At 31.8% G+C, this 25094-nt stretch carries 20 protein-coding genes; 11 read left to right on the top strand and 9 right to left on the bottom strand.

Features of this window, described 5'->3' with window-relative positions; translation table 11 throughout:
- Positions 1-9: 9 nt before the first annotated feature.
- Together V9L04_RS15580 and V9L04_RS15575 are read right to left on the bottom strand one after the other, a co-directional pair.
- A complete protein-coding gene (locus V9L04_RS15580; protein WP_338790781.1) occupies positions 10-420 on the bottom strand; it encodes a response regulator in 411 nt (136 codons plus the stop codon).
- Positions 407-1909, bottom strand: coding sequence for a PAS domain S-box protein (locus V9L04_RS15575; protein WP_338790780.1), 1503 nt, complete (start codon positions 1907-1909; stop codon positions 407-409). The genes V9L04_RS15580 and V9L04_RS15575 overlap by 14 nt, the downstream gene beginning before the upstream one ends.
- Positions 1910-2109: 200 nt before the next feature.
- On the opposite strand from V9L04_RS15575, the gene V9L04_RS15570 reads away from it, so the two are divergent.
- Both V9L04_RS15570 and V9L04_RS15565 read left to right on the top strand, forming a co-directional pair.
- The gene (locus V9L04_RS15570) at positions 2110-3813 is read left to right on the top strand and encodes a GAF domain-containing protein (RefSeq protein ID WP_338790779.1); all 1704 of its coding nucleotides are present in this window, start codon (positions 2110-2112) and stop codon (positions 3811-3813) included.
- 293 nt (positions 3814-4106) lie between these two features.
- Positions 4107-5978: a D-alanine--D-alanine ligase gene (locus tag V9L04_RS15565; RefSeq protein WP_338790778.1), complete on the top strand. Its 1872-nt coding sequence runs from the start codon at positions 4107-4109 to the stop codon at positions 5976-5978.
- Between the two features lie 51 nt (positions 5979-6029).
- Here the strand turns inward: V9L04_RS15565 and V9L04_RS15560 are convergent, their stop codons facing one another.
- The 5 genes from V9L04_RS15560 to V9L04_RS15540 form a co-directional block, all read right to left on the bottom strand.
- Entirely contained in the window at positions 6030-7286 is a 1257-nt protein-coding gene (locus V9L04_RS15560) for an NAD(P)/FAD-dependent oxidoreductase (protein WP_338790777.1), read from the bottom strand.
- 155 nt (positions 7287-7441) lie between these two features.
- Positions 7442-8305 carry a hydroxymethylglutaryl-CoA lyase gene (locus V9L04_RS15555; protein ID WP_338790776.1) on the bottom strand — a complete coding sequence of 288 codons (864 nt, stop codon included), beginning with the start codon at positions 8303-8305 and terminating at the stop codon, positions 7442-7444.
- A 238-nt stretch (positions 8306-8543) separates the two neighbouring features.
- Positions 8544-9158, bottom strand: a complete 615-nt coding sequence (locus V9L04_RS15550) for a 3'-5' exonuclease (RefSeq protein WP_338790775.1) — start codon at positions 9156-9158, stop codon at positions 8544-8546.
- A gap of 102 nt (positions 9159-9260) precedes the next feature.
- Positions 9261-10409, bottom strand: coding sequence for a serine hydrolase domain-containing protein (locus V9L04_RS15545; protein WP_338790774.1), 1149 nt, complete (start codon positions 10407-10409; stop codon positions 9261-9263).
- A gap of 105 nt (positions 10410-10514) precedes the next feature.
- On the bottom strand, positions 10515-11651 hold the full coding sequence (locus V9L04_RS15540; RefSeq protein ID WP_338790773.1) for a methylated-DNA--[protein]-cysteine S-methyltransferase: 1137 nt from the start codon (positions 11649-11651) through the stop codon (positions 10515-10517).
- Between the two features lie 133 nt (positions 11652-11784).
- On the opposite strand from V9L04_RS15540, the gene pbpC reads away from it, so the two are divergent.
- The gene (pbpC, locus tag V9L04_RS15535; protein ID WP_338790772.1) at positions 11785-14253 is read left to right on the top strand and encodes a penicillin-binding protein 1C; all 2469 of its coding nucleotides are present in this window, start codon (positions 11785-11787) and stop codon (positions 14251-14253) included.
- Positions 14254-14291: 38 nt separating this feature from the next.
- A complete protein-coding gene (locus V9L04_RS15530; protein WP_338790771.1) occupies positions 14292-15236 on the top strand; it encodes a hydrogen peroxide-inducible genes activator in 945 nt (314 codons plus the stop codon).
- Here the strand turns inward: V9L04_RS15530 and V9L04_RS15525 are convergent, their stop codons facing one another.
- Both V9L04_RS15525 and V9L04_RS15520 read right to left on the bottom strand, forming a co-directional pair.
- Positions 15237-15686: a hypothetical protein gene (locus V9L04_RS15525; protein WP_338790770.1), complete on the bottom strand. Its 450-nt coding sequence runs from the start codon at positions 15684-15686 to the stop codon at positions 15237-15239. It lies immediately after the preceding gene.
- A 41-nt stretch (positions 15687-15727) separates the two neighbouring features.
- Positions 15728-18142 (bottom strand): TonB-dependent receptor, encoded by a 2415-nt coding sequence (locus V9L04_RS15520; RefSeq protein ID WP_338790769.1) that lies wholly within the window; start codon positions 18140-18142, stop codon positions 15728-15730.
- A gap of 268 nt (positions 18143-18410) precedes the next feature.
- Here V9L04_RS15520 and V9L04_RS15515 point away from each other — a divergent pair, with 268 nt between their 5' ends.
- The 7 genes from V9L04_RS15515 (at position 18411) to V9L04_RS15485 (ending at position 25090) form a co-directional block, all read left to right on the top strand.
- Complete coding sequence (locus tag V9L04_RS15515; protein ID WP_338790768.1) at positions 18411-18998, top strand: sigma-70 family RNA polymerase sigma factor; 588 nt, start codon at positions 18411-18413, stop codon at positions 18996-18998.
- Positions 18999-19073: 75 nt separating this feature from the next.
- A complete protein-coding gene (locus V9L04_RS15510; protein ID WP_338790767.1) occupies positions 19074-19754 on the top strand; it encodes a hypothetical protein in 681 nt (226 codons plus the stop codon).
- 113 nt (positions 19755-19867) lie between these two features.
- Complete coding sequence (locus V9L04_RS15505) at positions 19868-20986, top strand: Mrp/NBP35 family ATP-binding protein (RefSeq protein WP_338794209.1); 1119 nt, start codon at positions 19868-19870, stop codon at positions 20984-20986.
- A gap of 127 nt (positions 20987-21113) precedes the next feature.
- Entirely contained in the window at positions 21114-21389 is a 276-nt protein-coding gene (locus V9L04_RS15500; RefSeq protein ID WP_338790766.1) for a NifU family protein, read from the top strand.
- Between the two features lie 298 nt (positions 21390-21687).
- Positions 21688-22581 (top strand): geranylgeranylglycerol-phosphate geranylgeranyltransferase, encoded by an 894-nt coding sequence (locus V9L04_RS15495; protein ID WP_338790765.1) that lies wholly within the window; start codon positions 21688-21690, stop codon positions 22579-22581.
- A 237-nt stretch (positions 22582-22818) separates the two neighbouring features.
- Entirely contained in the window at positions 22819-24204 is a 1386-nt protein-coding gene (gene radA / locus V9L04_RS15490; RefSeq protein WP_338790764.1) for a DNA repair protein RadA, read from the top strand.
- A 13-nt stretch (positions 24205-24217) separates the two neighbouring features.
- Positions 24218-25090 (top strand): hypothetical protein, encoded by an 873-nt coding sequence (locus V9L04_RS15485; protein ID WP_338790763.1) that lies wholly within the window; start codon positions 24218-24220, stop codon positions 25088-25090.
- Positions 25091-25094 lie beyond the last annotated feature (4 nt).

Raw genomic sequence — 25094 nt, 5'->3', positions numbered from 1 at the left:
ACTTCCCTCTTATTCATAACTATTATTATTCTTCATATCATCAAAAAGCTCTTTGAGTTTTTCAGATGTAATTGGCTTTATTATATAATTTGTTACCAATGAATACTGTTTTGCCTTTTTTAAATCAGCAGGGTCGATAGAAGAAGACACAATATAAATTGTAATTTGTTTAGTATTTGGCATAGTAAACTCGTCTAAAAATTGCCATCCATCCATAATGGGCATATTCAAATCTAGAAATATTACCTCAGGAACATTCTGATGTGCCTCTACTCTAGGCTTTAGAGCTTCTAAGGCTTCTTTTCCATTTTTAAAGACTTCAATATAATTAGAGAAATTTCCTAACTCCATTATTTTGCGAGTAGTAAATGTATAAATAGGGTCATCATCTATGATACAGATGTGTTTAAATTTTGCCATGTTTTAAATAAATTTTAAATGTTGTTCCTTGATTTACTTGACTTTCAACTTCTACTTTTCCACCAAGAGCTTCGATTTGGTTTTTGGTAATGAACAATCCTATTCCACGAGAATCTTCTTTCTCATGAAAAGTTTTATACATCCCAAAAAGTTTTTTTCCATGTTTTTCCAAATCTATTCCTAGTCCGTTATCTTTTATAGAAAAAACCACGTAAGAAGGATCTATTTCAGAAGTAATAAAAATAATAGGATTTCTTTTATTAGAACAGTATTTTATAGAATTAGTGAAAAAATTTAGAATAATACTCTCTAAATAAGCAGGAATTGCATCTACAAATATATCTTTATCTACTTCATTATGAATCTCTGCATTGCTAGAAGAAACTAAACTCTGTATTGCAAAATGTGCTTTTTCTACATATTTATAAAGATTTAATGCCTTTGTATTATCTTTAACTTCATTTTGCATTACTACAATATCAGTCAGATAAGACAATGTTTCTTGCAAACTACTTGAGGACTGAAGCAAAAAAGGAAAAAATTCGTTTTCTACTAATTTTGGGTTTTCCATTTTCATCATGGAAAGAAGCATCGAAAAATTACTGGTATGTGAACGAAGATTATGGGATACAATATGCGCAAAATTAAGTAATCGATCATTTTGCTCAAGTGTCGTTTCTAACAAAAGCTTCTTGTCTGTAATGTCAGTTAATTGAGAAACAAAATGTACTGGATTACCTTCCTTATCTTTCATCAGCGAAACACTCAATAAAGCCCATACTAAATTACCTGATTTATGAAAATAACGTTTTTCCATCTGATAACTTTCTCTTTTTCCAGCTAAAAGTTCTTCCAAAAGTTTCAAATCCAAATCCAAATCATCTGGATGTGTAATATCTTGAAAAGTAAGTTTGGATAATTCTTCTTTAGTATATCCTAGCATTATACAAACTTGTTGATTTACTTGTGTCCAATTTCCATCTAAGCCAACAAGAGCCATTCCGTTAGGGGCAAACTCAAAAGTTTGTCTAAAAAGTTTTTTTTGTTGTTCTAATTCTAATCTATATTTTACAGCTTGATCAATATCTTGAATAAGTCCATATAACTTTTCACATTTTCCATTCTTAATTTCACTAATTCCTATTAGCCTGACCCATTTTAGGTTTCCTGTTGCTGTCAAAATTTGCAATTCCAAATCATAATTGATTCCTTTTTCTATTGCTTCTTTAAAAACCTCTGTAATTACCTGACGGTTTTTTCCTTCTGGATAAAAATGAATACCCTCCTCTATTGTAGGCTCATAATCTACTTCTACTCCATGTATTTGCTTGGTAACATCACTCCATTTCATTGTATGTTTTTCCAAATCTACCTCCCAAATTCCCATTTGAGCAGCCGTTTTGATTTGATGCAAAACTTCTTTATAGTTCTTTACTTCTTTTTCTTGATTGGCTATCTTAGCAATTAGTTGGTCAGTAGTTAATTTCATAGTGCTATAACATTAGTAAAATTGTAGTCTTCTTACTTCTAAAATAGAAAATTTCAAGTTCAGAATTTATTCTAATTATCTAAATCTAACAAAATTTTAAAAAAATCCCTTTAAAACTCAATAAAAAAAACTATCTTACCCTATATTTTTAAAAACAGAAAGGCAATAAGAAATTAGGATAAAACTCAAAGATTTTTTTGATGGCAAAGAAACAAAATATTATTTGGCTCTATTTATCTCCACAAAATTTTCGTGGCAAAATCACAATGGGCATAACTTTGATGGGTGTCTTGGCAACAATTACACTTATCGGAACGTGGTGGTATATAGACAATCAAGTTATTTCTCAATATAATCATATTATAGACAATACTGCTCCTACTCAATATTATTCAAAGGTAATTGAAGACTGTATTAGCAGTAGCACAAGCCTAACAGCTATTTATTTAGCCACCAGCGAAGAAGAATACCGAACTGAGAGAGAAACAGTTTGGAAAGATTGTGAAGTTGCACTAGCAGCCCTAAGCAATTATACTGACCAATGGCGTAATGAGGCAGTTATTTCACTTGTTTATGATGTACGTACAAAGGCAAATCGTCTGAGAAAAGAACAAAATAATGTAGAACAAAAATATTTTGCTAGAAATGCAGACTTGAAAGAAGATTCTAAGACAGAAAGAGTGCGTCAAGTTGATCAATTAGAGCTTCTGACTGATGATGTACGTGCCGTTTTAGAACTCATTATAAATATTCAAAATGAAGAAATAGACAGAGCAAAAGCAGCTATTAGTTTTCACACTCAAAATCTTTGGGTTATTGTTTTGCCAGCTTGGATGATTGTCTTGACTTTAGTTTGTATTTGGCTTGCCTATTCTATCAATCATAAATTATTACTTCGCCTTCATATCATTAAACATTCTCTTCGTCAGATTGCAAAAGGAAATTTGTCTAATCAAATCAAAACGCATGAAAACGATGAAGTTACGCCTATAGAAGCAGCTCTCAATCATTTAGCACAAGATATGGAACGTTTAAAAATATTTGCTAAAGATGTTGGAAGTGAAAAATTTGACACTAAAGTCATTCCTTTTAATGAAAATGGAGAAGTCGGACAAGCATTTATCAACATGCGTGATAGTCTTAAAATGATTGCTGAAAAAGATGAACAATTAAATTGGGCAGTTACTGGAGAAGCACATTTTGCAAAAATCTTGAGAGATTTTAATGAAGATATTGATGAGCTAACACAGATTTTTGTAAGCGAACTCGTAAAATATCTGAATATTTCACAAGCTAGTTTGTATTTATTAAATCAAGATATTCATTCAAAAAACGAATTAGAATTAAAAGCTTGGTTTGCCTATGATTCACATAAAAATCGTAAAAACACCATACAAATAGGAGAAGGATTAGTAGGAGAAACCTATCAAGAAAACAGAACACTTTATTTAGAAAATCTACCAAATGACTATTTATATATTGGCTCAGCATTAGGAAGTGCAAAACCTGTCTCTTTATTATTTGTTCCTCTTACCATTTCAGAAGAAAATATTGGTATTTTGGAATTAGCAGCTTTCAAAACACTCAAAAAATATGAAATAGATTTTGTAGAAAAAGTATGTGAAAATATTACCTCTTCCATAATTTCTGTGCAAAATACAACTCGGACTCGCAAACTTTTGGAGGAGTCTCAAATGCAACGAGAGGCTGTTTCAGCACAAGAAGAAGAAATGCGCCAAAATGTAGAAGAACTACAAGCCACACAAGAAGAGATGGAACGCAAAGAAAGAATAATCAATACAATGCTTCAAGAAGCAGAAGAAAAAGAACGAGAATTACGAAAGGTAATACAAGAATTACAGGCTGAAAAAGAACTCAAACAGACTGATAATTTGGAAGAGTAAAATTGATTTTCAAAATTTCATAAAATAAAGTAACGATTAATCTACCTTTGTTTTATAATTTAGAAATTGTAAATTTATTTTACATTTTTTAAAAATTCATTGCATTACTAAACAGGGTTAAAACCCTGTTCAATTTATAATTCACAAGGTATTTTTTCAATTGGACAGGGTTTTAACCCTGTTTTTATAAATTACTAAAAATTTAAGTTTATTTTTTAGCATTCATTATGTTTGTCGTACTAGTTTCTACATACAAAAGAATATACTTTTTTTAATACAACAACTCACTACTTATGATAAAGATAGGTGTTTTTTTTGGTGGGGTTTCTCGTGAACGTGAAATTTCATTTTCAGGAGCAAAAACGGTTTCCCAAACCCTCAATCGTTCACTTTTTGAGCCTGTTTATATTTTGGTAGATAGCTTAGGAAAGTTTATCAAAATAAATCCTGTTCAGTTCGAACACAAAGCCATTTCTCATTTTTATCCTACTCAAGAATCTATTCCAGAAGAGTACGATGAGTTTTCACCTGTCTATATCGAAACGCTTGAAGATTTGACCAAGGAAAAGCATAGAAAAATAATGGAAGAAGTGGGAACACCAATTCCTACTGAGAATTTGTCTGAACATATAGATTTTGCTCTTTTGATGTTGCACGGAACATTTGCCGAAGATGGCATGTTGCAAGGACTTTTTGAGTGGTTACAGATTCCGTATTCGGGTTGTGGAATTTTTTCTTCTTCTTTTTCTATTGACAAGCATTTGCAACAAGTCGTAAATGAAAAATTGAGTTTAGGAAGTAGTCGAAAGTATCACATGATGCGAAAAGACGAATGGTCAAAATGTGATAGAAGTACACTTTTTGAAGAGTTAAAATCAAAATTGGGCTTACCTCTCGTCATAAAAGCTCCTTATCAAGGTTCTTCGATTGGAGTTTCTATTCTGAAAGTTGATAATTTGGAAGCCTTCACAAAAGCCGTCAATACTTCTCTTTTTGCTCGTCAGATTTCAAAAGAGGAGTGGACAGAATTAACAGAACTACAGCGAAAAGAATATGTAAACGGACTAATGAGCCTAGAAAAAGGAATTGGTCTGCCCGTTATTTTTGAAGAAAAATCTCTTTTAGGTGGAAATTTGGGTGAACAAATTATTTATTCTCCAATAAAACTGATTGCAAAACTAAATGATTTCTTTTCTTATTCTGAAGAAGATGCTTTGCTTTTTTCTTTTGAAAGTGAAGATATGGTTTTGTTTGAACAACATTTATCAGGAAAAGAATTTTCTTGTGGAGTTATTCAAAATGAAAATTTAGAAGCTATTGCACTTCCTCCGACAGAAATAATAACATTAACAAAAGTCTATGATTTTGAGGCAAAATATTTACCTAATGCAAGTCAAAAACGCATTCCGATAGATATTCCGACAGACAAAATTATAGAAATTCAAGAAAAATGTAAAGAGATTTTTCAAACCTTTAAGTTTGACGCTTGTGCAAGAATTGATGGCTTCTATACAGATGAAAATACCATTGAACTCATCGACATAAATACACTTCCAGGGATGTCGCCTACATCGCTTATTTTCCGTCAAGCTGCCGAAATTGGTTTTTCACCTACGGATTTTATGACTTATTTGGTCTATCAATCTCTTAATTGTAGAGTTCATACAGCCAAAAGACCTTATTTTTTCAGAACTTTATTCAAAAAACTAGAAAGCGAACTTTTAGATTCTGATTACCATAAAAAAGAAAAAGTAGCTATATTTTTTGATGCAACTACTTTTGAAGAAGCACGAAAAGAATACAATATCGTAGCATCAGAAGGAAAACAAAATCCTTTTTGTGTATTCATAAAAGAAGAAAACGAAAATGTAAGTATTTATAAATTGCCTGTTTCTTTTCTTTTGAAACCGAATGTAGAAGAAGTAATTCAAAACCTAGATGCTGAGCTTCATCCTGCCATTTCTCACACCATCGAAAAGGCAAAAGAACTAACTGATTTCTTTGTAAAAGATTTTGTTTCTACTTCTCAAAAAATTACTTTAGAAGACATCAATGACACAACAAATGATGCAATTTGGCTTCCTAAAAGTGAGAATAATGAAAATGCTCCCAAAAGTAAAATCAAAAGACAACTTTATGAAATTGGAATGGCTGTGGTGGATTAGATAAACAAAAAACCTATAAGGTTTCCAAAAACCTTATAGGTTTAAATCAATCTAAATCTCATCTCCAATCAAATTCGCCACCAAACGCCCAGAACGCATTGCAGCATTCAAAGAACCATTCAAAAGATAATCGCCACAACGGTACAAACCATCATGTATTTTCAAATCTTCCATAGAAGGCGTGTGTTTTACAGAGTTTTGATTTGGAAGAGCATCAGAGATAGAATACGACCTTAAAAAATCCCACTCGTAGGCGTGCGTTCCGTACCACAAACTTAGTTCTCTTCTTGCCTTTTCTACCAACTCTTCTTCTGTGAAGTCTTTATTTTCATCATCTGTAACAATCGAAACTGAAAGTAGTGATTTATCAATCGGCGCATAATCCGAAGAAATATCACTCATCATTACAAAATTATTTACTAGTCGGTTTTCTAAAGAATTTAGACACAAAATAGGACGTTTTACAATTGATTTGTCCATTGAGAAATATAGATTTGTTGTTCCTCTTGTGTTTTCATTTTCTGTAGTATTTGCTCGGTACGATTGTGCAAACTCATTATTATCCGTTGCTATCAAGATAGTTTTTGCTTCAAACTCATTTCCACTTTCTGTAGTGGCTACATTTTTATGAATTGAAACTACTCTTTCATTAGTAATAATGGCATCATTTGGCAAAACACTAGCCAACTGACGAGGAATTTCTTCCATTCCCAAAGCTGGAACTGCTCCTTTTCCATTCGAAAACATTTGAAAGACAAAATCAAACATTCGGTTAGAAGTTTCTAAGTCTTTTTCTAAAAATATTCCTGCCAAAAATGGATTTAAAAACTGTTCTATCAACGAGCTTTTAAAATGATAATTTTCTCTAAGAGCTTGATAGGTTGTAGTTTCGGGTTGCGTAAAAATCTCATGCAAATCCTTTCCATTGATTTCCGTTTTCACCAAAAGCATACGCAATTTGTCTGCCCACGTTCCTATCGGATTAGCTAGTGTAGAAAGCGTTTTGGATGGATTTCTAAATGGATCTGCAAACTCAAAAACTCCTTTATCAGTATGCAAAAGCGCACCTGCATCAATAGTTCTGAGTTGAAGTTTTGAGTAACTTAATGCCTTTTGTGCTTCTGGATAAGCTGTCAGAAGAACTTGAAAACCTCTATCCAAACGAAAGCCATTTACGATATCAGTTTTTACTCTGCCACCTACTCTATCTGTTGCTTCGATGATTTTGACAGAAAGTCCTCTTCTATGTAATTTTCTAGCAGCCGTAAGTCCTGCAATTCCTCCTCCAATGATAAGTACGTCGGTCATAATGTATTAATGTAAAACAGACATCCCTGTCTGTTAAATAGCCTTTTTAATCAGTTTATTTTTTTCACAGATTAGTAAGTCTGTGATATGTTTTAATGAATCAAAAATACAGTTTCTTGTTTAGAATTAGTTGAAAAATAATGTCATTTCGTTGTTCAAACAATTACTTTTTCATCAAAGACTTGTTTAGCTTGATTTAATGATTCACTAAATTTGACCATATCCAAACCTGTTTCTAGTTCGTTCATATTTGCAAACGCCAAAATAGATTCAGTAGGAATATTTCCTGTTAGTTCATCTTTTGCCATTGGACAACCTCCAAAACCAAGCATTGCACCATCAAAACGTCTACAACCTGCTTGATACGCAGCTTCAATTTTTTCACTAGCAGTTCGAAGAGGAGAGTGAAAATGAGAACCAATTTCTATATGAGGAAATTCTTTAGTCAGTGATTCGAATAAAGGAATAATATTTTCTTTAGTAGAAGAGCCAATTGTATCTGAGAGCTGAATAATTTTGATTTCCATCTCATCTAGTTTTTTCATAAACTCGCCTACAATTTCTGGATTGTATGCTTCTTTATAAGGGTTTCCAAAAGCCATTGACAAATAAACCACTAACTTTTTGTCATTTTTTAGACACAAATTTTGTGCTTCACTTACTACGCCAAGAGCTTCTTCAATCGTTTTTTTGGTATTTCTAATTTGGAAAGTTTCAGAAATAGACAGAGGAAAGCCTAAATAATCTATTTTTTCAAACTCAATAGCACGCTTCAATCCTCCATAGCCTGCAATGACAGCAAGCAGTTTTGTATTTGTAGTTGATAAATCAAGATTTTCTAAAACCTCTGCTGTATCTCTCATTTGAGGAATTGCTTTTTCAGAAACAAAACTTCCAAAATCAAGTGTATCAAAACCCACTTTGAGAAGCGAATTGAGATAATTTATTTTAATATCTGTATCTATAAAATGCGATAAGCCTTGCATCGCATCACGAGGACATTCAATAATTTTGAGCATTTTTAGTGTATTTATTGGTGGTATGTGTGTATCGTTTAGACGACTTTTTAATAGCCGTTTTATACCCAAAAATACAAAAAAATCAGATGATATTATAATTTTGAATAATCTATAAAGTCTGTCTAACTATTTTTTCTTATTATTTAATTTTATAAGCCTCCTTTTTTGCCATTGTCAGTGTCTCACTGACGACTTCCACAAATTTTCCTCTAGTTCATGTGTATTTAATTTTGTCCAACTAGTATGTTCTTTTTCTCTTCGTTTTTTTGTGGTTGGTAGAAGGAATATATCCACCTTTAAAAAGTTTTCCAACCGTAATTTCTAGTTTTTCGGAAAATGTTTTTTGACAAGTAACATTCATTTTCTCAAAACCTTTTATAGCTAATTGTGCTGTTGCATCGGCATCAGAACCTGCTCTGTGATGACGAAAATAAATTTCATTTTGGTTACAAAGGGTCTTCAAATCATAACGAGGCATCTCTGTCCAAATCTTTTTGGCAAACAGATAACTACACGAATACGACAAATCAGGATAAGGCAAGTTGTAATGGTCTAATGTTTTTCGAAGAACCGAAAAGTCAAAACTAGCATTATGTGCTATCAAAAACTGATTTTCTAATAAATCTTTCAAATCCGATTTCCAAAGCTGGTCAAAACGAGGTTGTTCCCAAACGTCAGCAGCCGTAATTCCGTGAATAGAAACATTCATTGGATCAAATTGATTGATTTTTGGACGAATCAACCACGATTTTGTTTCTACAATTTGGCTCTCTTTAACAAAGGTAAGTCCTATTTCACAGGCACTATTTCTATACGAATTGGCAGTTTCGAAGTCTATTGTTATAAAATCCATGCTAATTTCTGATATTGTTTTTAAGAAGATAATTACAAAAATAGCTTTATTTTTTAACAAATTGCTAATATGATAGGAATGAATTTAAACTAAAAATATCTTTTAATTTTTTATTTCTAATAATTCCTCAAATATTTTATCTAACGTTGTTGCCATTATTTTTGCTGTTTGTGTACCGCTTTGATTCGTAATTATAAAAGCACCTAAATTATGCTTTGGAATAATAAAAATGTAGCATTGAGACCTTGGTACGCCTCCATGATGAAAATAATATTTTCCTAGTTTAGTATCTGCTAAATCTGCTCTCCAAAAATAAGCTATTTCAGTAGTTGAATCAGCTTTATATAATGTCTTATGTGATTCTTCTACAACCATATTATTTTTGAGTTGGTACTTTATGAAACTCATCATATCAGGAATCGTAGATTTTATACCTCCACCAGCTCCCCAAGGTAGTTTTCCCATAGGAAGGGTGGCTTTTGGGTTATCTACATGATAACCTACTGCCAATTCTTTTGAGTCTTCTTCATTAAGATTAACTTTTGTATTAGTCATCCCTATTTCTTTGGAGAGGAAATTAGTTAATATATTTTCATAATCTGTCTTATAAATCTGTTCTAAAATATGCGCTGTAAGCTCTGTTCCTGCACTTGAATATGAATATTTCTTTCCCAATTGAGCATCTATTTTGATGGTATGTAAATCATTCAAAAATTTAGTTTTATTATACTCTTTCAATACTTCATTGATTTTTAATGGAGTGTCATAATCTAAAAAATTATCTAATATGGGATTTAACTCTAAAGGAAGCATATTAGGAAGTCTACTTGTATGAGTCAGTAGATTTTTTACTTTTATAGGCTGATTTGAATAACTTAGATTAGGGTATTCTCCATCTAAATATTTAGTAATATTATCTTCAATATCAATTTTTTCTTCTAACACAGCATTGGCTACAAGCGTACCTGTGAGGACTTTACTTAGAGAACCAATCTCATATATTGTTGAATTGCTAGGTTTGTTATTTTTGCCTTTTTCTAGCTCTCCGTAATGTCCAATATATTCTTTTTCTTTATAAAAAATAGCAATAGATGCAGAGTTAATTAGTGGCTGCTTAAGCATTTCTTTTGCACCACTATCAACTATTTTTGATAAATTAGTATTATCTTTAACTTGAGTAGGTTGATTTGATTTGACACAACCTGTAAAAATCAATGGAGCAATTAATAGAATATAAATATATTTGAGCATTTTAAAAAAAATTATTTTATTAGATTTAATATCTCTAAATTAAAATTTTATAAGATGGAAAGCAATCTAAGAAAAGTTCTTTAATTTTTTTTATAAAAAAAACTGTCAAAACAAACGCAGTTCTTTTTCATTTCCTTCCTTATTCGGATTGTATTTATTTTCGTGCATCAAAAGCCATTTTTTGCGTTCTAACCCTCCTCCATAGCCTGTCAGTTTTCCATCTTTTCCAATCACACGATGACAAGGAATAATAATCGATATTTTGTTCATTCCATTTGCTGAAGCAACAGCACGAATAGCTTTCGGATTTCCTAAATGTTCAGATTGCTCTTGATACGAACGGGTTTTTCCGTATTCAATTTGATGCAAACCTTCCCAAACTGTTTTTTGAAAATCTGTTCCGATGGGTTCTAAATTTACTTCAAAAATGGTTCGTTTTCCTTCAAAATATTCTTCTAATTCTTTTTTTGCTTGAGTAATATGTTTGTTTTCTCCTGTCAAGATAACAGCATTTAATCGTTTTTGAATATCTGCAAATTCTGTTTCTAACATTTTTCGGTCTGCAAATTCTAGTAAACAAATTCCATTTTCCGTTGCACAAACAAACATTGCTCCCAAAGGAGTTGTCAATCTGCTTATCAAAACAGTTGATTTTAATTCTGTTTTGTCTTCTTTCTTTTTACTCATTATTTGAGTATTTTTTTGACTGTTCTTTGGTGATGTTCCCATAATTTTTTTAAAAGTATAACCAAAACCACTTAACGATTCGTAACCAATTTCGAAAGCTGTTTCGGTGGTTTGTTTTCCATTTTGTAATTCTTGAAAAGCTGTATTTATTCTGTACATACGTTGATAGGCGTGAAAAGTCATTCCATAATTTTTTTTAAACCAATTACGAACTACTTTTGCACTAATATCATTTTCTTGCAAACGATAATCTGATATTTTTTCTTTTGGATTTTCTTTAACCAATTGAATAGCTTTTTCTACTTCTTTAGGAGCTTGATTTGCATTTTGAGTAGGTTTACAGATTTTGCAAGGACGAAAACCTTCGCTCAAAGCCTCTTTAAAAGTGGTATAAAAAATTACATTTTCTAACTTTGGTTTTCTGGCTCGGCAATTGGCAATACAAAAAATAGAAGTCGTCTTTACACCAACATAGAAAATTCCTACAAAATTCTCATTTTTCTCTACTAAGGCTTTGTAATAGGTTGCTATTTGTTTTGAGTCTGTAATTTGCATTTTTTTATAAAATAGAAAATGAAAAAAATCCGTATTTTTAATAAAACTTTTGTTCAAAGGTCTAAAAATCAAATCAGTAGCGCAACCGAAAAATGGACGAGTATTTTATTTTATTCGTTTCTCTCTCAAAAATATGATAAAACAATTCCTCAAAAAACTCTTCAAATTAACTTTAAAAATAGGTATAATCGGATTACTCTCAACCGTAATTCTATTTTTCACATGCAATTATTTCTTTCCTTTTAAATTAGATATTTCCTATTCTCAACTTATTTTGGACAGGAAAGGAGAAATTGTATATGGTTTTTTGAGCAAAGACGACAAATGGCGTTTTCAAACTGAATTAGATGAAATCAGTCCAACGTTGAAAGAAACTATTTTATATAAAGAAGACCGTTGGTTTTATTATCATTTTGGTGTAAATCCGTTTTCTGTTGGGCGTGCAGCAGCTAGAAATATTTGGACTGGAAGACGAACTTCTGGAGCTTCTACAATTACAATGCAAGTTGTGCGATTACTAAATCCAAAATCAAGAACGTATTTTAATAAAATCATCGAAACATTTAGAGCTTTTCAGTTAGAATTAAATCTTTCAAAAGACGAAATCTTACAACTTTATCTTAATCTAATTCCGTATGGTGGAAATATTGAAGGTGTAAAATCGGCTTCTCTTCTCTATTTTGGACAAGAACCTGAAAAGTTAAGTTTGGCACAAATTACAGCTCTTACTATTGTTCCAAATCGTCCGACAACGTTAGGATTTTCTACCAATTCGGATAAAGATTATTGGATTACAGTTCAAAAAATCATTAAAGAGCGAAACAAATGGTTAAAACGTTTTAAGAACGATAATTTATTTAAAACTGAAAATATAAATGATGCTTTAGAAGAACCTTTAGATATTAATTTTAGAAAAATGAGCCGAGAAGCTCCTCATTTTTCTTTCTTTCTACATTCAAAATATCCAAATCAGAATATTTTAGAAACTACTTTAGACCGAACCATTCAGCAAAAAGTAGAACAGATTACTCAAAATTATACTCGTAGATTAGGAAAATTAGGTATTTATAATTCGGCTATTTTGGTTGTCGATAATCAGACAAAAGAAATTCGTGCTTATATCGGTTCACAAGATTTTTCAGATTCTTTGCACAATGGGCAAGTGGATGGCGTACAGGCATATCGTTCACCAGGGAGTACATTAAAACCTCTTATTTACGGAATGGCATTCGATGAGGGTTTTTTGACTCCAAAACGAAAACTCTTAGATGTTCCGATTGATTATGACGGTTACACACCTGAAAATTTTGATAAGAATTTTAATGGAGAAGTGAGTGTAGAAGTTGCGCTGGCGTATTCGTTGAATGTTCCTGCTGTAAATACACTAAAAGAATTGAGTGTTTTTAAAATGGTTCAGAAACTTTCTGATGCAGGTTTTTCTCAGATTGAAGCCGATAGACACAAACTTGGTCTTTCCTTGGCTTTAGGGGGTTGTGGAGTTTCTTTGGAGGAAATGGTCGGACTTTTTTCAGCTTATTCTACAAAAGGAGTTTTTGAAAAACCTCATTATTTAAAGAAAAATAGTGATAAAAAAGACAAAAAAACAAATAAAAAAAGTCATTCTATTGCAGAAGATAATTTTTCATTTCAACTTATTTCAGAAGAATCTGCTTATATGGTTTCGGATATTCTTACAAAAGTAGAACGTCCAGATTTTCCTTCTGATTATCAAAACAGTAAAAATGTCCCAAAAATTTCTTGGAAAACAGGTACTTCGTATGGTCGTAGAGATGCGTGGAGTATTGGCTACAATGCACATTATACAATAGGCGTTTGGATTGGAAATTTTAATGGACAGAGTTCTGAATATCTGACAGGGGCTCAAGTTGCAACGCCACTTTTATTTCAGCTTTTTGGAAGTGTAGATTATGCAGCAACCAATGAATCTATAAAACCACCAAAAACATTAAAACAAAGAATGGTTTGCAGTGAAACGGGTAAAGTTCCTGCTGATTTTTGTGAGAGTTTATTGAATGATTTTTATATTCCGACGATTTCTCAAAGTGATGAATGCAAGCATTTGAAAAAGGTTTTTGTGAGTAAAGAGGAAGGAAAGAATCAAGAAAATACTAAAATAACCTATTGTTCTTTTTGTCTTCCAAAAGATAATTCAGAATACAGAACTGAATATTTCCCCAACATAAAACCAGAGCTTACTTCTTATTATTTAAACAGAAATTTACCAATTCGTAGTGTTCCACCTCACAATCCGAATTGTACGCATATTTTTAAAGATAAAAACTCACCTCAAATTATTTCACTTTTTGAAAACAGAGAATATATTTTAGATGATGATTCGACACAGCTTTTATTAGAATGCAGAACAGCATCAGATATTAGTAGTGTTTTTTGGTATATCAATGATAAATTTTTTAAGGAAAGTAAACCTAACGAAAGAGTTTTTTTTAGTCCTTTTGAGTTTGAAGCAACACAAAATAAAAATAACAAAAAAGGAAAAACTCATAATAAAACAAAGATTTCTTGTACTGATAACAAAGGCAGAAATACAGATATTTATGTTGTTTTGAAAAGGAGTTTTTAATAATTAGAATTAGATAATTTTATAAAAGAATTTAATTTATGAATCTACAACAGCTAGAATATATCATTGCCATTGACAAATACCGTCATTTTGTGAAAGCTGCTGAAGCCTGTTTTGTAACACAAGCAACGCTCAGTATGATGATAAAAAAGCTAGAAGAAGAACTAGAAATCAAGATTTTTGATAGAAGCAAACAACCTGTTGTTCCGACAGATATAGGGGAGAAAATTATTTTACAAGCCAAAATAACACTACAAGAAGCTCAAAAGATAAAAGAACTTGTGAACGAAGAGCAAGATAAAGTAAGTGGAGAACTTCGAATTGGTATTATTCCGACACTTGCGCCTTATCTTCTGCCTTTGTTTTTACCTTCTTTTCTCAAAAATTATCCTTTGGTAAAAGTTCAGATTAGCGAACTAACAACTGAGGAAATTGTACAACGATTAGAACGAAATGAAATTGATGCAGGAATTTTGGCAACGCCATTAGAAAACAAAATGTTGATAGAAAAACCTCTTTTTTATGAGCAGTTTGTGGTGTATGCTTCTAAAAATGAACAATTTATGGATAAAAAATATCTTTTGGCAGAAGATATTGATGTAAATCGGTTGTGGCTTTTGGAGGAAGGACATTGTTTGCGCTCACAAGTAATTAATTTGTGTGAACTTAAAAACAAAGAAAAAGAAGTACATCAATTAGATTTTGCAGCAGCAAGTATCGAAACACTCAAAAAAATTGTAGAAATCAATAACGGAATTACAATTATTCCCAGTCTTGCCTTAGCTGATATGACAGAAAAACAAATGCAAAATATTCGTCATTTTAAAAGCCCTGCACCTGTTCGTGAAATTGGTTTGGTAACTTATCGCCATTTTATCAAAGAAAAATTATTGCTTTCTTTAGAAAATGAGATTTTGAAATTTATTCCAGACGAAATGAAAACATCTTTAAAAAAAGAAGTATTGCATGTTAATTGGAAATAATTAAATTTCATTAAAATAATCTAAAACGGCTTTCCAATTAGAAAATTCTTCTGAACCAAAATGAATTAGTTTTCCTTCAAAATTTTCTTGTCCTCTTCCTTCTTTTATATCATCTATCAAATAATCTCCTTTCAAAAGTGCTTTATTAGGAGAAATAATTAACCTTTCTACCATTTCTATCCCAAAATAATCTTCTATCCACATTCGCTTTTCGGTATAAGACAAAGGGTTATAAATAGAAGGTGCAGTCAGAATATAAATATCAAAATCTTCTTTTTGCAATAACAAGTGTACTGTCTCAATGGCATTTTCAATGGGCTGAAGTTTTCTATAAAAATCAAATTGACTTTGAGGAAAAGCATTTTTTGGATTCTGTTGGAGTGCTTTATCAAATGCACTCTGATAATCACAGAGAACGCCGTCCATATCTATATAAATTATTTTTTTCATTGTATTTTATAATACGATTTGATAAATTAAGAAATGAAATATTAATTAATTCTAAAACTCACACCTGCTTGTATATTTGTTAACAGTTGAGGGTTAAAATTAGCATCTATGTCCAAACCTGTGGCATCTATACCTCCATACTCAGTATCAAAGACATTATTTACTCTAAAGTAGGCACTTACATTCTTGTTGAAGTAATGACGAACTAGCATATCAAGTGTATAATATCCATCTGTTTTAGCTCTTTCTTCTTCATACTGTTCTATATTAAAAGTATTTCGTCTGTACCAACTACTCATCAGTACGTTTTGAAAGTTAATATACCATTTTGGAGAGGGACGAAAAGAGACACGTAACTGCCCCATAAAATCAGGCTGCATTCGATAATCATTTATTGTACCTCCGTCATCTGGCAAAACTTCACTTCCTTGCGTATAACTAAAAAACAAATCAGTATCTAAATGAATACGTTCAATGATATTCTTTATCTTCAAAATTCCTTGTATTCCATAAATAGCTGAACGACTATCTTCACTATTTATAAATTCTCGTGCTGTTCCATTAGAGTTTCCTGATAAGGAAGAAGCTAATGGATATATTTGTTTATCTATTGGACGAAAACGCCCAACAATTGGACTTCTTGTTCCTGTAAAATAACCTACTATATCTAAAGTAATATTTTTACTTGGAAAATACCGAATTCCTGTTTCTATTGTAACAGAGGTTTCTGGATTCAAATTAGGATTTGGAACTTGTTGATAAATAATTGAATCTGTCTCAATATCTACTAAAGCAAGTGAAGTAAACTGAGTAGAAGGAGGTGGCGCACGAAAAGCTGTTGCTCCAGAAATCCTGAATGATAATTTTGGAGTTGCCTTATACAACAAAGCTATTCTAGGATTTAAAGAAGAGTTAGCTGTAGTATCAGCATCTACTGCACTACGAGTATCTGCTCTTAACCCAAAAACACCTACCCATTTATTTTTTGTATAATAGGCTTGAAGAAATACACCTCCATTAAAAAAGGTATTTCCATTATACCCAAAATTTCCTAATATAGGATCAGGTTCAAGATTTCCATTTACAGCCTCATCATAAAGATTTATATCAAAAGGTTTCTCCAAATCATTTGTCACAGGCAGATTGAAAGAAGTAGTAACAGAAAAACCTCCTGTTAACTCAAAATGTGGATTTATTTTTCTAGTATAAATACTTTCCAAAAAAACATCATCCGAACCTTCATACCTATATGAGCGACCTACCGAACGACCAATATTATAATTTGTACCAAAAGAACTATTTGCGTCCAATCTATAATACAAATAAGAAGCATTTATTAAAAAAGATGACTTTTTATTGCTTGTTTGATAAGAAACGTGTGTTCTACGAAGGGTTTCTGCCATATAGGTTTCTGGATTGGCATACGAGAAAAAAGCAGGAGTACGTCCCAAAACGCTATGCCTTCGGCTGTACATTTCATCTATCGTAACTTGCAGTTTTCTATAATTAAATTTTACTCCTATCAAATAGCTTTGTTCTGGCAATTGATTAACTGTTGCTTTAGTAGGAGTTCCGACATAAGAAGTAAGCCCAGCTTTTTCTTCTAAGAGTGTCAAAAAAGAATCTGGCTGGTTGGTCGCCAAATCTCTAAGTAACCGTCTTGTCTGTAAATCACTTGGGCTAGTAAAAGCATTTAGAAAAGTATTAAACGGATTAAAAGCATCTGAATCTTCATCTAAAGCCAAATCATCTCTTTTAGTAAGGTTTCCATAAATACTGTATTGCAAAACATTTCTATCTCTTCCAGCCTTTCCTCCTGCCAAAAAATCAACATGTCTATAATTATCTGTTCCAAAATAAGCATTGGCTTGTGCATAAGCAGACTTTTCAGAAGTTTGAGTAATAATATTAATAACACCAGCCACAGCATCACCACCATACACAGCTGAAGCAGGTCCATAAACAATCTCTATGCGTTCGGCTTGAGCTATTGGAAGTTGCGCTCCAATAGCAAGCGCACCATTTACAGCAGGCTGAATGGGAACATTATTTATCAATACTTTGGTATACTCATTTCCTATTTGTCCACGCATAAAAAACATTTCACCCAAAACTCCAGAACCAGGTTGAGAAACTTTTATCCAAGGAACTGTTTTCAATACATCTACAAGAGTAATATATCCATTTTCCATAATTTCCTCTTTTGTAACTACATATACTGTTGAGGGAATATCTTTGAGTTCCTTTGCCGAACGACTTACCGAAACTAAGCGTGTCTCTTCTGTAAAAGTAGTTTTATTCAGATCTGCTTCTGTTAATTTTTCTTTGGTTAGATGAAGTGGAGTAGATATATTTTCTTGATTGTCTAAACTATCTGTAGTTTGAGCAAAAATATTTGAAGCACACAACACGTAAAGAAGCAAAACAAATAAAGAAGTAAAACTATTATTTTTCATAAGATTGAAAAAGGTTAAGCAAATAAATAAAACAGTGAAGTAAAACGAATATACTATAAAGCAAACTAGTAATCCACCTCCTAAATTTGAGTTTATTTTGTAATTTTGAGAGAAATTTATAAAAAATCAATATAAAAATGTTACTTTTTGACTAAAATACGGTTTTATTTGTAAAGAGTAAATAAAGTAGCACATAGAGTTTTCGAAACAGCTATTTTTAACTTTTCAATTTTGTTTTAAAGTAAAATTCTATTCACAAAATTTTCATTTGACACAATCTCAACTACATATTTCATTGCAAGATTCTAAAACGGATAAAAGCGAAGAAGAACAAATTTTAGCAGCCCAAAAAGACTCTAAAAACTTTAGATTCCTTTATGAGGCAAACTATGAAGCTATTTTTCGTTTTTTATATCGAAAAGCTAATGATGAAGCTCTAGCTGCTGATTTGACTTCTCAGACTTTTATAAAAGCACTCCAAAATATTCAGAAATTTGAATATAAAGGAGTTCCATTTTCAGCATGGTTGTATAGAATTGCTTCCAATGAATTTTTGAAATATTATAGAAAACAGAAAAAAATGCCTGTCTATTCATTAGAAGAAGAAACAGCAAAAAAACTAACTAACTTTTCAGAAGAATTAGCTGATGAAAGACAACAAGAACGAATAGACCAACTAAAAAAAGTATTAGAAAAACTCAAAACAAAAGATATGCAGATGATAGAGCTTCGCTTTTTTGAAGACAAATCATTCAAAGAAATTGCCTTTATCTTAGAAACAACAGAAAGTGCAGCCAAAATGAGAACATATAGAATATTAGAAAAAATAAAAGAATCAGTTTCCAGTTATCAGTAAACAGTTATCAGTTAATGATAAATCCTCGTTGACGGTTGCATTTGAACCTCAACGACGGTTATAAAAATAAAAATTATGAAAAATCAAGATATAAATTTCAATCAAAAACCTATTTCATCAGAGAAAATAAAATCCTATCAAGATTTTGATGCTCTTTTGAATGCAGTAGAAAATAATAATTCTAGCAGTACATCTAGTGAAAAGACAAAAACAGTTTTTATGTCTTTTTCTAATCCTTATTTCTCTATTGCAGCTTCTATTTGTTTGCTTTTTGTAATTGGAATGGGTTTATTTTTAGCTCAAAATGAATCAAATACAGAACTAGCCGAAATTAGCAATCAAACAGAAAACAAAACAGATTTAGCCTATTCTATCACAAATAAAGATTTAGAAACTGCCGAACGCCTGACAGCTTCTCTTTCTCAAAAAATAGATTTACCAACTCCCAAAAATGGAACTGCTGTTACAACAACTATTTTAGAAGAAAATGCAAGTCCTGAAAATGCGTCTTTAGAACAAGTGGCTCAAGTCTTGAAAAGTGAGATGAATAAAGAAAATTCGTGTAAACTAACTACTTCTTCTGAAAAACACACAAAATATATTGCTTTTGTAGTCAGTAGTGAAGGACAAATCACTGATATAGAAGCACAAGGTTGTGAACAAGAAGCTAGAAAAGTATTGGCTTCATTCCCAAAATGGAAATCTGGAACACTGCAAGGTCAGCACCTTTCACAGCGTATTGTGGTGGCTATTTAAGAACTTAACTTTTATTGAACTCAAACAGAGTAAGATGTATTTAGATAATTTCGTACTTTTGTAATTCATTATTTAACAGCTAAAAAAAGATTTACAAAAAATATATAATGTCTATACAAATTACAAAAGAAGGAATTTTAGAAGCTCTTTCTACGGTAGATGATCCAGATTTGAAAAAAGATTTGGTTACCTTAGGAATGATAAAAAATATATCAATAGAACAAGAAGTAAACAAAACGACAGTACATTTTACAGTCGTTTTGACTACTCCTGCTTGTCCTCTAAAAGAACTCATTCGCAACAACTGTGAAAAAGCAATTCATCAAAAATATGATGAATCGGTTCGTTGTCAGATCGAAATGACATCGAATGTTACCAGTATCAGAACAGGAAAAATACTTCCTGAAGTAAAAAATATAATTGCTGTTGCTTCTGGAAAAGGTGGCGTAGGTAAGTCTACGGTTGCTTCAAATTTGGCTGTTGCTCTTGCTCAAACAGGCGCAAAAGTAGGTTTAATAGATGCCGATATTTTTGGTCCTTCTATCCCTACCATGTTTGATTGTGAAACAGCACGCCCTGGGGTTCGTCAAGAAGGCGAGCGTTATATTATCTTACCTTTCGAAAAACATGGCGTAAAGTTATTATCTATCGGTTTTCTTGCTCCTCCTGATGATGCTATTGTGTGGCGTGGACCTATGGCGAGTTCTGCATTTAAACAATTTTTGTCTGACACTGATTGGGGCGAACTAGATTATTTGTTTATTGACCTTCCTCCAGGGACGAGTGATATTCACCTTACTTTGGTTCAGACTGTTCCAGTAACAGGAGCAGTAATCGTGACGACACCTCAACGAGTGGCTTTAGCAGATGCTCAAAAAGGAGTGGCGATGTTTACACAACCAAAAATCAATGTTCCTATTTTGGGAATTGTTGAAAATATGGCATATTTCACACCTGCCGAACTTCCTGAAAACAAATATTATCTTTTTGGAGAAAATGGAGGAAAAGTATTAGCCAAACGAAATGATGTTCCATTTTTGGGAGAAGTTCCTTTGGTACAATCTATTCGTGAAGCTGGTGATGAAGGAATTCCGTTAGCAGCCCAAGACAACCTTGATAATCAATCTCAACTTGTTACAGAAACATTTAAGGATATTGCTCAAAAACTAGCGCAAAGTGTAGCTGTAAGAAATGCACAACAAAATCCAACAGAAGCAGTTTCTATAAAATAAGATATGATTTCTAACTGTCAATAAAAGTTTAATTATTGACAGTTAGAAATTATGATAAGAAAATCCCTAAAAATTGATTATATTTGAATGCAAATTATTCATCAAATCATTATAAAATAAAGCAGTTATGAGCCTAGAAAATAATTTAGAAAAAAGAGTAGAAATAGCCTTAGATACCATTCGTCCTTATTTAAAAGCAGATGGAGGAGATGTAAAAGTAGTAGAAATTACAGAAGACGGAATAGTTAAAGTAGAAATGATTGGAGCTTGTGGGTCATGTTCTATTTCTCCTATTACTCTCAAAACAGGCATCGAACAAGCCATTTTGAGTCATGTGGAAGAAATAAAAAGTGTTGTTGCAATCAACTTGACTGATACAAAAGAAAAAAACGTAGCCGTCTAAACTTAAAAAGATAAGTAAATTAGAATAGAACTTACTCAAAAAAGGTTTAGTATCAATTCTTAAAAAATCACTATAAAAAGTCTTTTTTTTAAGAAATAGACACCGAAATAAAAAATAATTTCAGTTTTTTAACCAAATTTTAAGAAATAGCTTGCAATTATGCCTATCAAATCATACATTTGGTAATAGAAATACACTTGTACTTGGTATAAGAAAATTTCTAAGCTTTTTCATAGCTGGTTGAAAGCCTTGAGGGGGAAGTTTTGCTTCCCTCACAAGTTTCAAATCTTTATAACTTATGAAATCTTTTTGCAGTTTTGTATTTCAACTCTATTCCTCTTTACGTCCTCTCAATTTATTTCTTCTTGCTCTTACCCAAACACTAACAAGTGTTTTTTTATTAGACACTTCACTTTGTATTTCAAATTTATTAAAAAAAATAGATTTTACTTTCTGTTCTAATTTTTATTTGCTTGTTTTGGCTACCGTTTTGAGTGCAGCAGCAGGCTATATTTTGAATGATATATTTGATAGAAAAATAGATTTAGTTAACTCTCCTCTTCGAAGTTCATTTACAGAAAAAAACCTTTATCTATTCTATTTTTTAAGCAGTTTATTTTTTGGAGTAGCCTTATTTTCAAGTTTTATAATCTCCTTCCAAATTGGTTTTTCAGTTCTTTTTAGTTGTCTTTTACTTATTTTTTATGCTAAGTACAGCAAACAGCTAGGAGTTTTGAAACCTGTTTTAGTTTCATTTCTGACAGCTTTTTCGATTGTTTTGGTAGGTTTGCTTTATTCTTTTGATTCTATTCCTATCACAATTTGGCTTTTTTCAATTTGGGCATTCTTGCTTTCTATGCTTAGAGAAGTAATCAAAGATTTTGAAGATTTTGAAGGAGATTTTTCTCAAAACAGTCTTACTTCTGTGATTCATTTAGGCAAAAGAAAAAGTAAAGTTTTGCTTATCCTTCTTTCCTCTCTTCTGATTCTTTCCTTATTAGTAGTTCCTTTTTTTACGCTTAATACTTCTTTTCGCTTTTTGCATCAATTGACAATGATTGTCTTGGTAGGAAATTTTATTTTTTTACTGAACAATAAGAAATTCAATTCCTCTACTAAAAACTACAAAAAACTTAGTCTTTTTTGTAAAATTATGATGCTCATCGGAATTTTGGGAATGATGGTTTATTAAAGAATCATCGGTGAGACACCGACAATGGCGAGAAGTTGCCGTATTCGTATTTTATCTGTATTAAAAATCCTATCAACCGACAGTTCAGCGAAGCTAATCCTATAATTCCTTAACCCATCAGTTCCAGTATTTCTCATTAAAAGTATAGCAAAAACTAATTATTTTAGCTAAATTTACACTATTAAAAAACTAAATTCTAAATTTATTAGCAAATCAGCTAATCAAAACTATACTTGTATGGCTAAGAAAAAAGTAAAAACAGCTTATTTTTGTCAAGAATGTGGACACGAGTCTGCCAAATGGATGGGGAAATGTTCTGCCTGTGAAGAATGGAATACCTATGTAGAAGAAGTAATCGATAAAGGAGCAGACAAAACAGATGTAAAAAAACTATGGCAAAGCGATAACGGAAGACGAGCATCTAACAAACCAAAAAAACTTTCTGAAATAGAAAAAACAGATTTTGCTAGAATATCAACCCACGACGGAGAACTCAACCGAGTTTTGGGAAGTGGATTAGTACAAGGTTCTTTAGTTTTGATTGGTGGCGAACCAGGGATTGGAAAATCTACGTTGATGTTACAAGTTGCTTTGGCTTTGAAAGACCATACTGTTTTATATGTTTCGGGAGAGGAAAGCGAACAGCAAATAAAACTTCGTGCTGAACGTTTGGATGCTTATTCAGAAAACTGCTTGATATTGAACGAAACGAATACACAAAATATTTTTATTCAGATAGAACAATCAAAACCCGATGTTTTGATTATCGATTCTATTCAAACGCTTCATACGGCACATATTGAGTCGTCAGCAGGTAGTGTTTCACAAGTGCGTGAATGTGCTGCCGAACTGTTGCGTTTTGCTAAAGAAACAGGCACACCCGTATTTTTGATTGGACATATTACAAAAGAAGGTTCACTTGCAGGACCTAAAGTTTTGGAACACATGGTTGATACAGTGTTGCAATTTGAAGGCGACAGACACATGTCTTATCGTATTTTGCGTACTATCAAAAACCGTTTTGGTTCTACTTCCGAGCTTGGGATTTATGAAATGCGCTCAACAGGACTTCGTGAAGTAAGCAATCCATCAGAGATTTTGATGTCGCAGCGAGATGAAGTAATTGGAGGAATTACTATCGGTACGACAATGGAAGGAAATCGCCCACTTTTGATTGAGGTGCAGTCGCTCGTCAGTATTGCAGCTTATGGAACGCCACAACGAAGCAGTACAGGTTTTGATGCCAAACGCTTGAATATGCTTTTGGCTGTTTTGGAAAAACGTGGAGGTTTTAGGTTAGGAACACAAGATGTTTTCTTGAATATTGCTGGTGGTTTTAAGATTGAAGATCCTTCTATTGATTTGGCTGTCTGTACGTCGCTTATTTCTTCGTTGGAAAATTCGCCTGTTAGTTCGGATATTTGTTTTGCTGCTGAGGTAGGTTTGGGAGGAGAAATTAGAGCCGTCCAGCGCATCGAACAACGCATTTCGGAAGCTGCAAAGTTAGGTTTTCGTCAGATTGTAGTTTCAAAATACAATATCAAAGGATTAGATTTGAAGAAATTTGATATAGAAGTAAAAATTGCCAAAACTCTTGAAGATGTGATTAAATTGGTTTTTTAAAAATTACAAAATAATGAATAAATACATTTTATTATTTTTGATAGCATTATTATCTTGCTCTGAAAAATCAGAAAAAAAATTAGTTGAATTTAGTGATGATGCAACTGATGATTCTTTGATTCGTTATGAAGATGATTCTAGAAATTATTATGGAGAAATGGAACAAGACCCTCCTCTTCCTTTAGATGCTAATGGGTTTTCTCAAGAAGATAATATTCATTCTGAAAAAAATACTCCTGTTAAAGTTATTTATAATTCAGATTCTTGTACGTTTTTTAAAGAAATGAAAAATTTACCTTCAAAAGAATTTTCATTGAAACCTGATAGTTTAGAAAAATACTTAGAAGGTAACTTTCCATACCATTATTATTTAGATAGAGAAAAATTTAATTGGCTTTATACTCTTTTTGAAGATAAAAGTAATTTTGAGCAGATTCGTTATATAAAACCTATTGCAAAGTTTTACGAAAATGATGCGATTTTTTCAGTTGCTTTTTCTGATGTCTATGATTATAAACAGGCAATACATATCATCAATTTTTCTAAAAAAAGATGTAAACCTATTTCTAGTTTTATTCTTTGGGATTTAAGTGGAGATGGAGGAGATATTTGGAGAATCCAACCTCAAAAAATAACTTCTACTAAATTTAAAATTGCTAATACAAAAGCATATAATCTCCTAGAAGGAAAAAACTGGATTATCAGAGATACTATTTATATACAAAACGAGCAGTTTCATACAGTAACAATAGATAAAAAAACTGCTCATCTATCAATTTCAAAATTAAATACTGAAAAAGATTTCTTTACAAATACTAGTGTAGAAAATTACAATAGTTTCAATAGAAAGAAAATATCTGTAAACTTAGAAAAACCTAACAGATAAACTA

Source organism: Bernardetia sp. MNP-M8 (assembly GCF_037126285.1).
In the GTDB taxonomy this organism is placed as follows: domain Bacteria; phylum Bacteroidota; class Bacteroidia; order Cytophagales; family Bernardetiaceae; genus Bernardetia.
This window is presented reverse-complemented; position numbering and strand designations above follow the sequence as displayed.

Excerpts from the sequence above, each read along its gene's own strand:
- V9L04_RS15580 (WP_338790781.1), bottom strand. The coding sequence starts at position 420 with ATGGCAAAATTTAAACACATCTGTATCATAGATGATGACCCTATTTAT.
- V9L04_RS15575 (WP_338790780.1), bottom strand. The coding sequence starts at position 1,909 with ATGAAATTAACTACTGACCAACTAATTGCTAAGATAGCCAATCAAGAA.
- V9L04_RS15570 (WP_338790779.1), top strand. The coding sequence starts at position 2,110 with ATGGCAAAGAAACAAAATATTATTTGGCTCTATTTATCTCCACAAAAT.
- V9L04_RS15565 (WP_338790778.1), top strand. The coding sequence starts at position 4,107 with ATGATAAAGATAGGTGTTTTTTTTGGTGGGGTTTCTCGTGAACGTGAA.
- V9L04_RS15560 (WP_338790777.1), bottom strand. The coding sequence starts at position 7,286 with ATGACCGACGTACTTATCATTGGAGGAGGAATTGCAGGACTTACGGCT.
- V9L04_RS15555 (WP_338790776.1), bottom strand. The coding sequence starts at position 8,305 with ATGCTCAAAATTATTGAATGTCCTCGTGATGCGATGCAAGGCTTATCG.
- V9L04_RS15550 (WP_338790775.1), bottom strand. The coding sequence starts at position 9,158 with ATGGATTTTATAACAATAGACTTCGAAACTGCCAATTCGTATAGAAAT.
- V9L04_RS15545 (WP_338790774.1), bottom strand. The coding sequence starts at position 10,409 with ATGCTCAAATATATTTATATTCTATTAATTGCTCCATTGATTTTTACA.
- V9L04_RS15540 (WP_338790773.1), bottom strand. The coding sequence starts at position 11,651 with ATGCAAATTACAGACTCAAAACAAATAGCAACCTATTACAAAGCCTTA.
- pbpC (WP_338790772.1), top strand. The coding sequence starts at position 11,785 with ATGATAAAACAATTCCTCAAAAAACTCTTCAAATTAACTTTAAAAATA.
- V9L04_RS15530 (WP_338790771.1), top strand. The coding sequence starts at position 14,292 with ATGAATCTACAACAGCTAGAATATATCATTGCCATTGACAAATACCGT.
- V9L04_RS15525 (WP_338790770.1), bottom strand. The coding sequence starts at position 15,686 with ATGAAAAAAATAATTTATATAGATATGGACGGCGTTCTCTGTGATTAT.
- V9L04_RS15520 (WP_338790769.1), bottom strand. The coding sequence starts at position 18,142 with ATGAAAAATAATAGTTTTACTTCTTTATTTGTTTTGCTTCTTTACGTG.
- V9L04_RS15510 (WP_338790767.1), top strand. The coding sequence starts at position 19,074 with ATGAAAAATCAAGATATAAATTTCAATCAAAAACCTATTTCATCAGAG.
- V9L04_RS15500 (WP_338790766.1), top strand. The coding sequence starts at position 21,114 with ATGAGCCTAGAAAATAATTTAGAAAAAAGAGTAGAAATAGCCTTAGAT.
- V9L04_RS15495 (WP_338790765.1), top strand. The coding sequence starts at position 21,688 with ATGAAATCTTTTTGCAGTTTTGTATTTCAACTCTATTCCTCTTTACGT.
- radA (WP_338790764.1), top strand. The coding sequence starts at position 22,819 with ATGGCTAAGAAAAAAGTAAAAACAGCTTATTTTTGTCAAGAATGTGGA.
- V9L04_RS15485 (WP_338790763.1), top strand. The coding sequence starts at position 24,218 with ATGAATAAATACATTTTATTATTTTTGATAGCATTATTATCTTGCTCT.